The organism is Mesorhizobium sp. CA5, from assembly GCF_020165105.1.
Taxonomy (GTDB): Bacteria; Pseudomonadota; Alphaproteobacteria; order Rhizobiales; family Rhizobiaceae; genus Mesorhizobium.
Genome location: NZ_JAIUHJ010000003.1, coordinates 352,040 through 358,905, shown reverse-complemented (window position 1 = coordinate 358,905; position 6,866 = coordinate 352,040). Strand labels below are relative to the sequence as shown.

Below are 6,866 nucleotides of genomic sequence, written 5' to 3'. Positions count from 1 at the left end.
CTGACCAAGGACGAGGGCGGCCGTCACACGCCGTTCTTCACCAACTACCGTCCGCAGTTCTACTTCCGCACGACGGATGTGACGGGCATCGTGACGCTGCCGGCCGGCACCGAGATGGTGATGCCCGGCGACAACATCACCGTCGACGTCGAGCTGATCGTGCCGATCGCGATGGAAGAGAAGCTGCGCTTCGCCATCCGTGAAGGCGGCCGCACCGTCGGTGCCGGCATCGTCGTCACCATCAAAGAGTAATTTGGACTGAAACCGATCTGTCGCGGGCGCGGGAGCTGCCCGCGCCGCGCCAGAACAAGGAATTGACGCATGAACGGACAGAATATCCGCATCCGCCTTAAGGCGTTTGACCACCGGGTGCTCGACGCCTCGACGCGCGAAATCGTGTCGACCGCCAAGCGCACCGGCGCCAACGTCCGCGGCCCAATCCCGCTGCCGACGCGGATCGAAAAATTCACGGTCAACCGGTCGCCCCACGTCGACAAGAAGAGCCGCGAACAGTTCGAGATGCGCACGCACAAGCGGCTGCTCGACATTGTCGATCCGACCCCGCAGACGGTCGATGCTTTGATGAAGCTTGATCTGGCCGCCGGTGTCGACGTCGAGATCAAGCTCTAAGGGAATGAGAGAGCGGTAAGGGGCGGTGCCCCTGGCCCGGAACTCTAAAGGAATTGAACCGATGCGTTCAGGTGTGATTGCAAAGAAGGTGGGAATGACCCGCATCTACAACGATGCCGGCGAACACGTTCCCGTCACCGTTCTCCAGATGGAGAACTGCCAGGTCGTGGCCCAGCGCACGCAGGAGAAGAACGGCTACACCGCCGTCCAGCTCGGCGTTGGCCTTGCCAAGGTGAAGAACACGTCGAAGGCGATGCGCGGCCATTTCGCCGCCGCTTCCGTCGAGCCGAAGGCCAAGGTCGCCGAGTTCCGCGTCTCCGCCGACAACATGATCGACGTCGGCGCCGAGCTGACCGTCGAGCATTTCGTCGCCGGCCAGAAGGTGGACGTCACCGGCACCTCGACCGGCAAAGGTTTCCAGGGCGTGATCAAGCGGCACCACATGGGTGGTGGCCGCGCCACGCACGGTAACTCGGTCTCGCACCGCACGCACGGCTCGACCGGCCAGCGCCAGGACCCCGGCAAGGTGTTCAAGGGCAAGAAGATGGCCGGCCACATGGGCGACACCCGCGTCACCACGCAGAATGTCGAGGTCGTCTCGACCGACGCCGATCGCGGCCTGATCCTGATCCGCGGCGCGGTCCCCGGCGTCAAGGGCGCCTGGATCCTGGTTCGCGACGCCGCCAAGGTTGCGCTGCCGGCCAATGCGCCGAAGCCGGCCGCGATCCGCGCCGCTGCCGCCAAGAACGAAGCCCCGGCCACTGAGGGAGCCGAATAATGGATCTCAAGATCACAACGCTGGGCGGCAAGGACGCCGGCAAGGTGGAACTCTCCGAGGAGATTTTCGGCCTTGACCCGCGCGAGGACATCCTGCAGCGCGTCGTGCGCTGGCAGCTCGCCAAGAAGCAGCAGGGCACGCACAAGGCCAAGGGCCGCGCCGAAATCGCGCGCACCGGCGCCAAGATGTACAAGCAGAAGGGTACGGGCCGCGCCCGTCACCACTCGGCCCGCGCTCCGCAGTTCCGCGGCGGCGGCAAGGCACACGGCCCGGTCGTTCGCAGCCATGAGCACGAGCTGCCGAAGAAGGTCCGTGCGCTTGGCCTCAAGCACGCTCTCTCGGCCAAGGCCAAGAGCGCTTCGCTGATCATCGTCGACGAGCTGAAGCTCACCGAAGCCAAGACCAAGGCGCTGGTGGCGAATTTTGAGACGCTGGGGCTGACCAACGCCCTGGTCATCGGCGGCGCCGAGCTTGACCAGAATTTCAAGCTGGCCGCGACCAACATTCCGAACATCGACGTGCTGCCCATCCAGGGCATCAACGTCTACGACATTCTGCGCCGCGGCACGCTGGTCCTTTCGAAGGCCGCCGTCGAGGCTCTCGAGGAGCGCTTTAAATGACCGACCTCCGTCACTACGACGTGATCGTCTCGCCGGCGATCACCGAAAAGTCGACCATGGCTTCCGAGCAGAACCAGGTCGTCTTCAACGTCGCCAAGAAGGCGTCGAAGCCGGAAATCAAGGCTGCCGTGGAGGCTCTCTTCGGCGTCAAGGTGACGGCTGTGAACACGCTCGTCCGCAAGGGCAAGATCAAGCGCTTCCGCGGCACAGTTGGCCGCCAGGGCGACGTCAAGAAGGCGGTTGTGACGCTGGCCGACGGCCAGTCGATCGACGTCGCGACGGGTCTCTGAGCAAGGCCGCGAGGACAGGACAATGGCACTTAAGAAATTCAACCCGGTAACGCCGAGCACCCGCCAGCTGGTCATCGTCGACCGCTCGGGCCTCTACAAGGGCAAGCCCGTCAAGGGCCTGACCGAAGGCCTGACCAAGTCGGGCGGCCGCAACAACTACGGCCGCATCACGGCCCGCTTCATCGGCGGCGGTCACAAGCGTTCGTACCGCATCATCGACTTCAAGCGTAAGAAGTACGACGTCGTCGGCACGGTCGAGCGTATCGAATACGATCCGAACCGCACCGCCTTCATCGCGCTGATCAAGTACGACGACGGCGAGCTGTCCTACATCCTGGCCCCGCAGCGTCTTGCTGCCGGCGACAAGATCGTGGCCGGCGAAGCGGTCGACGTGAAGCCGGGCAACGCGATGCCGCTGGCCTCGATGCCGGTCGGCACGATCGTCCACAACATCGAGCTGAAGCCGGGCAAGGGCGGCCAGGTCGCCCGTTCGGCTGGCGGTTACGCCCAGCTCGTCGGCCGCGACCAGGGCATGGCGATCCTGCGCCTCAACTCGGGCGAGCAGCGTGTCGTGCACGGCTCTTGCATGGCCACCGTCGGCGCCGTGTCGAACCCCGACCACGGCAACATCAACGACGGCAAGGCCGGTCGCACCGTGTGGCGCGGCAAGCGCCCGCACAATCGCGGCGTGGCCATGAACCCGGTCGACCATCCGCATGGCGGCGGCGAAGGCCGCACCTCGGGTGGCCGTCATCCGGTTTCGCCCTGGGGCAAGCCGACCAAGGGCAAGAAGACGCGGTCCAACAAGGCGACCGACAAGTTCATCCTGCGCTCGCGTCATCAGCGCAAGAGCTAAGAAGAGGTAACGCCAAGTGACTCGTTCGATTTGGAAAGGCCCCTTTATCGACGGCTACCTTCTCAAGAAGGTGGACAAGGTTCGTGAAGGTGGTCGCAATGAGGTGATCAAGATGTGGAGCCGTCGCTCCACCATCCTGCCGCAGTTCGTCGGCTTCACCTTCGGTGTCTACAACGGCCAGAAGCACGTTCCCGTCTCGGTGAACGAGGACATGGTCGGCCACAAGTTCGGTGAATTCGCTCCGACCCGGACCTATTACGGTCACGGCGCGGATAAGAAGGCGAAGAGGAAATAATCATGGGCAAGGCCAAAGCTCCGCGCAGGCTTGCTGATAACGAGGCGCGTGCCGTTCTGCGCACGATCCGCATCAGCCCGCAGAAGCTCAACCTGGTTGCCGCGCTGATCCGCGGCAAGAAGGTCGCGACAGCGCTTTCCGACCTCGAATTCTCGGCCAAGCGGATTTCCGGCACGGTCAAGAAGACGCTGGAATCGGCGATCGCCAATGCGGAAAACAATCACGACCTCGACGTCGACGCTCTGATCGTGGCGGAAGCCTATGTCGGCAAGTCGATCGTCATGAAACGTTTCCACGCTCGTGGCCGCGGTCGCGCCAGCCGTATCGAAAAGCCGTTCTCGCACCTCACGATCGTCGTTCGTGAAGTCGAGGAAAAAGGGGAGGCCGCATAATGGGCCAGAAAGTCAATCCGATCGGGCTGCGTCTCGGCATCAACCGTACCTGGGATTCGCGCTGGTTCGCGAACACCGGCGAATACGGCCAGCTGCTGCACGAGGACCTCAAGATCCGCAAGTATCTTGAGAAGGAACTCAAGCAGGCCGCGATCTCGAAGGTCGTGATCGAGCGCCCGCACAAGAAGTGCCGCGTCACCATCCACGCCGCGCGTCCGGGCCTCATCATCGGCAAGAAGGGCGCCGACATCGAGAAGCTTCGCAAGAAGCTGACCGAGATGACGAAGTCCGAAACGCACCTCAACATCGTTGAAGTGCGCAAGCCGGAAATCGACGCCACGCTGGTCGCCCAGTCGATCGCCCAGCAGCTCGAACGCCGCATCGCGTTCCGCCGCGCCATGAAGCGTGCCGTTCAGTCGGCCATGCGTCTCGGCGCCGAAGGCATCCGCATCAACTGCTCCGGCCGTCTCGGCGGCGCCGAGATCGCGCGTATGGAGTGGTACCGCGAAGGCCGCGTGCCGCTGCATACGCTGCGCGCCGACGTCGACTACGGCACGGCCGAGGCGAACACAGCCTACGGCATCTGCGGCGTCAAGGTGTGGGTGTTCAAGGGCGAGATCCTCGAGCATGACCCGATGGCTTCCGAGCGCCGTGCAACCGAAGGCGATGCCGCGCATGGCGGCGGCGGTGCTGGCGGTGAGCGCGAACGCGGCCGCCGTCGCGAGAACGCCTGAGACATTTGAGAATTTGGAGTTAGAACGATGCTGCAGCCAAAGCGCACAAAGTTCCGCAAGCAGTTCAAGGGCCGTATCCACGGTGCCGCCAAGGGCGGCACCAACCTGGATTTCGGCGGTTTCGGGCTGAAGGCGCTTGAGCCGAACCGCGTCACCGCGCGCGAGATCGAGGCGGCCCGCCGCGCGATCACCCGCGAGATGAAGCGCGCCGGCCGCGTCTGGATCCGGGTGTTCCCGGACCTGCCGGTCACCTCGAAGCCGACCGAAGTCCGCATGGGTAAGGGCAAGGGCGCCGTCGACTACTGGGCGGCGCGCGTCAAGCCCGGCCGTATCATGTTCGAGATCGACGGCGTCAGCGAGGAGACCGCTCGTGAAGCGCTGCGTCTCGGCGCCGCCAAGCTCTCGGTCAAGACGCGCTTCGTGCAGCGCATCGCAGAATAAGGACAGGCGATCATGAAAGCCGAAGATATCCGGACCAAGACCCAGGATCAGCTGACCGACGACCTGGCCGCTCTCAAGAAGGAGCAGTTCAACCTGCGCTTCCAGAAGGCCACCGGCCAGCTCGAAAAGACCGCGCGCGTGAAGCAGGTCCGCAAGGACATCGCGCGCATCAAGACCATCGCCGCGGAAAAAGCCGCGGCCAAGAAGGGTTAAGACCATGCCAAAGCGCATCCTGCAGGGCACCGTCGTCAGCGACAAGAACGAGAAGACGGTCGTGGTCAAGGTCGAGCGTCGCTTCACGCATCCTGTGATGAAGAAGACCGTGCGCATGACCAAGAAGTACAAGGCGCACGACGAGAACAACGCCCACAAGGTCGGCGACCAGGTGTTCATCCAGGAATCGAAGCCGATTTCCAAGGACAAGCGCTGGGTTGTCGTCTCTTCGGATCAGGCTTGATCCGGGCGAACGAACCGAATTTTGGACAGACCGGGGAGGGGTGAAGAACCCGTCCCGTTAGAAAAGAAGAAGGCGGCCAGTCATGATTCAGATGCAAACAAACCTCGACGTCGCGGATAATTCCGGCGCCCGTCGTGTCATGTGCATCAAGGTGCTGGGCGGCTCGAAGCGGAAATACGCCTCCGTCGGCGACATCATCGTGGTGTCGATCAAGGAAGCCATTCCGCGCGGCCGCGTTAAGAAGGGCGATGTGATGAAGGCGGTCGTGGTTCGCACGGCCAAGGACATCCGCCGCCCGGACGGCAGCGTGATCCGTTTCGACAAGAACGCGGCCGTTCTCGTCGACAATAAGAAAGAGCCGATCGGCACCCGTATCTTCGGACCGGTTCCGCGCGAATTGCGCGCCAAGAACCACATGAAGATCATCTCGCTCGCGCCTGAAGTGCTGTAAGGAGCCGGACCAATGCAAAAGATCAAAAAAGGCGACAAGGTCGTCGTGCTTGCCGGCAAGGACAAGGGCCGTTCGGGCGAAGTCCTGTCGGTGCAGCCAAAGGAAGACACCGCGGTCGTCCGCGGCGTGAACCTCATTCGCCGTCACCAGAAGCAGACCCAGTCGCAAGAGGCCGGGATCATCACCAAGGAAGCGCCGATCCACCTGTCGAATATCGCGCTGGCCGACCCCAAGGACGGCAAGCCGACCCGCGTCGGCTTCACCATCCAGAAGGATGGCAAGAAGGTGCGCGTCGCCAAGCGTTCGGGAGAAGTCATCAATGGCTAAGGCTGAAACCAAGCAGGCAACTGCCAAGAACGAGCCGCGCCTCAAGAAGGTCTACAACGAGACCATCCGCAAGGCGATGCAGGAGCAGTTCGGCTACGACAATGACATGCAGGTTCCGCGCATCGACAAGATCGTGCTGAACATGGGTGTCGGCGAAGCAACCGCAGACTCCAAGAAGCCCTCGGTCGCGGCCGAGGATCTCGCGCTGATCGCCGGCCAGAAGGCCGTCGTCACCCGCGCCCGCAACTCGATTGCCGGCTTCAAGGTGCGCGAGAACATGCCGATCGGCGCCAAGGTCACGCTGCGCAAGGAACGCATGTACGAGTTCCTCGACCGCCTGGTGAACATCGCGCTGCCGCGCGTTCGCGACTTCCGCGGACTGAACCCGAAGAGCTTTGACGGCCGTGGCAACTACGCCATGGGTATCAAGGAACACATCGTGTTCCCGGAGATCAACTACGACAAGGTTGATCAGGTCTGGGGCATGGACGTCATCGTTTGTACGACGGCGAAGACGGACGACGAGGCAAGAGCGCTGCTCAAGGCCTTCAACTTCCCCTTCCGCCAGTAACGGCAGCGAAAAAGGAAACATCTG

General features: G+C 63.0%; 14 protein-coding genes and 1 pseudogene. All 15 read left to right on the top strand.

Annotated features, from left to right (window positions below; all coding sequences use genetic code 11):
- Nucleotides 1–252 (top strand): annotated as a pseudogene (tuf, locus tag LB529_RS06655) (elongation factor Tu); the annotation flags it as partial.
- Nucleotides 253–321: 69 nt separating this feature from the next.
- Nucleotides 322–630: a 30S ribosomal protein S10 gene (rpsJ, locus tag LB529_RS06650; RefSeq protein WP_006205468.1), complete on the top strand. Its 309-nt coding sequence runs from the start codon at nucleotides 322–324 to the stop codon at nucleotides 628–630.
- 61 nt (nucleotides 631–691) lie between these two features.
- Nucleotides 692–1,408: a 50S ribosomal protein L3 gene (gene rplC, locus LB529_RS06645; protein WP_095765515.1), complete on the top strand. Its 717-nt coding sequence runs from the start codon at nucleotides 692–694 to the stop codon at nucleotides 1,406–1,408.
- Nucleotides 1,408–2,028 (top strand): 50S ribosomal protein L4, encoded by a 621-nt coding sequence (gene rplD / locus LB529_RS06640; RefSeq protein ID WP_095765514.1) that lies wholly within the window; start codon nucleotides 1,408–1,410, stop codon nucleotides 2,026–2,028. The genes rplC and rplD overlap by 1 nt, the downstream gene beginning before the upstream one ends.
- Nucleotides 2,025–2,318 (top strand): 50S ribosomal protein L23, encoded by a 294-nt coding sequence (locus tag LB529_RS06635; protein ID WP_040983033.1) that lies wholly within the window; start codon nucleotides 2,025–2,027, stop codon nucleotides 2,316–2,318. The genes rplD and LB529_RS06635 overlap by 4 nt, the downstream gene beginning before the upstream one ends.
- A 22-nt stretch (nucleotides 2,319–2,340) precedes the next feature.
- On the top strand, nucleotides 2,341–3,174 hold the full coding sequence (gene rplB, locus LB529_RS06630; RefSeq protein ID WP_126084116.1) for a 50S ribosomal protein L2: 834 nt from the start codon (nucleotides 2,341–2,343) through the stop codon (nucleotides 3,172–3,174).
- A gap of 16 nt (nucleotides 3,175–3,190) precedes the next feature.
- Nucleotides 3,191–3,469: a 30S ribosomal protein S19 gene (gene rpsS / locus LB529_RS06625; RefSeq protein WP_006205463.1), complete on the top strand. Its 279-nt coding sequence runs from the start codon at nucleotides 3,191–3,193 to the stop codon at nucleotides 3,467–3,469.
- A 2-nt stretch (nucleotides 3,470–3,471) separates the two neighbouring features.
- Entirely contained in the window at nucleotides 3,472–3,861 is a 390-nt protein-coding gene (gene rplV / locus LB529_RS06620; RefSeq protein ID WP_006205462.1) for a 50S ribosomal protein L22, read from the top strand.
- Nucleotides 3,861–4,595 carry a 30S ribosomal protein S3 gene (gene rpsC, locus LB529_RS06615; protein ID WP_095765512.1) on the top strand — a complete coding sequence of 245 codons (735 nt, stop codon included), beginning with the start codon at nucleotides 3,861–3,863 and terminating at the stop codon, nucleotides 4,593–4,595. The genes rplV and rpsC overlap by 1 nt, the downstream gene beginning before the upstream one ends.
- A gap of 27 nt (nucleotides 4,596–4,622) precedes the next feature.
- Nucleotides 4,623–5,036, top strand: a complete 414-nt coding sequence (rplP, locus tag LB529_RS06610; RefSeq protein ID WP_095765511.1) for a 50S ribosomal protein L16 — start codon at nucleotides 4,623–4,625, stop codon at nucleotides 5,034–5,036.
- Between the two features lie 12 nt (nucleotides 5,037–5,048).
- A complete protein-coding gene (gene rpmC, locus LB529_RS06605) occupies nucleotides 5,049–5,249 on the top strand; it encodes a 50S ribosomal protein L29 (protein WP_042642190.1) in 201 nt (66 codons plus the stop codon).
- 4 nt (nucleotides 5,250–5,253) lie between these two features.
- Nucleotides 5,254–5,493 carry a 30S ribosomal protein S17 gene (gene rpsQ, locus LB529_RS06600; protein ID WP_023675136.1) on the top strand — a complete coding sequence of 80 codons (240 nt, stop codon included), beginning with the start codon at nucleotides 5,254–5,256 and terminating at the stop codon, nucleotides 5,491–5,493.
- An 82-nt stretch (nucleotides 5,494–5,575) separates the two neighbouring features.
- Nucleotides 5,576–5,944, top strand: a complete 369-nt coding sequence (gene rplN / locus LB529_RS06595) for a 50S ribosomal protein L14 (RefSeq protein ID WP_006205457.1) — start codon at nucleotides 5,576–5,578, stop codon at nucleotides 5,942–5,944.
- A 12-nt stretch (nucleotides 5,945–5,956) separates the two neighbouring features.
- Nucleotides 5,957–6,271 (top strand): 50S ribosomal protein L24, encoded by a 315-nt coding sequence (gene rplX, locus LB529_RS06590; protein ID WP_095765510.1) that lies wholly within the window; start codon nucleotides 5,957–5,959, stop codon nucleotides 6,269–6,271.
- Nucleotides 6,264–6,842, top strand: coding sequence for a 50S ribosomal protein L5 (gene rplE / locus LB529_RS06585; protein ID WP_095765509.1), 579 nt, complete (start codon nucleotides 6,264–6,266; stop codon nucleotides 6,840–6,842). The genes rplX and rplE overlap by 8 nt, the downstream gene beginning before the upstream one ends.
- Nucleotides 6,843–6,866: the final 24 nt, after the last annotated feature.

Excerpts from the sequence above, each read along its gene's own strand:
- rpsJ (WP_006205468.1), top strand. The coding sequence starts at position 322 with ATGAACGGACAGAATATCCGCATCCGCCTTAAGGCGTTTGACCACCGG.
- rplC (WP_095765515.1), top strand. The coding sequence starts at position 692 with ATGCGTTCAGGTGTGATTGCAAAGAAGGTGGGAATGACCCGCATCTAC.
- rplD (WP_095765514.1), top strand. The coding sequence starts at position 1,408 with ATGGATCTCAAGATCACAACGCTGGGCGGCAAGGACGCCGGCAAGGTG.
- LB529_RS06635 (WP_040983033.1), top strand. The coding sequence starts at position 2,025 with ATGACCGACCTCCGTCACTACGACGTGATCGTCTCGCCGGCGATCACC.
- rplB (WP_126084116.1), top strand. The coding sequence starts at position 2,341 with ATGGCACTTAAGAAATTCAACCCGGTAACGCCGAGCACCCGCCAGCTG.
- rplV (WP_006205462.1), top strand. The coding sequence starts at position 3,472 with ATGGGCAAGGCCAAAGCTCCGCGCAGGCTTGCTGATAACGAGGCGCGT.
- rpsC (WP_095765512.1), top strand. The coding sequence starts at position 3,861 with ATGGGCCAGAAAGTCAATCCGATCGGGCTGCGTCTCGGCATCAACCGT.
- rplP (WP_095765511.1), top strand. The coding sequence starts at position 4,623 with ATGCTGCAGCCAAAGCGCACAAAGTTCCGCAAGCAGTTCAAGGGCCGT.
- rpmC (WP_042642190.1), top strand. The coding sequence starts at position 5,049 with ATGAAAGCCGAAGATATCCGGACCAAGACCCAGGATCAGCTGACCGAC.
- rpsQ (WP_023675136.1), top strand. The coding sequence starts at position 5,254 with ATGCCAAAGCGCATCCTGCAGGGCACCGTCGTCAGCGACAAGAACGAG.
- rplN (WP_006205457.1), top strand. The coding sequence starts at position 5,576 with ATGATTCAGATGCAAACAAACCTCGACGTCGCGGATAATTCCGGCGCC.
- rplX (WP_095765510.1), top strand. The coding sequence starts at position 5,957 with ATGCAAAAGATCAAAAAAGGCGACAAGGTCGTCGTGCTTGCCGGCAAG.
- rplE (WP_095765509.1), top strand. The coding sequence starts at position 6,264 with ATGGCTAAGGCTGAAACCAAGCAGGCAACTGCCAAGAACGAGCCGCGC.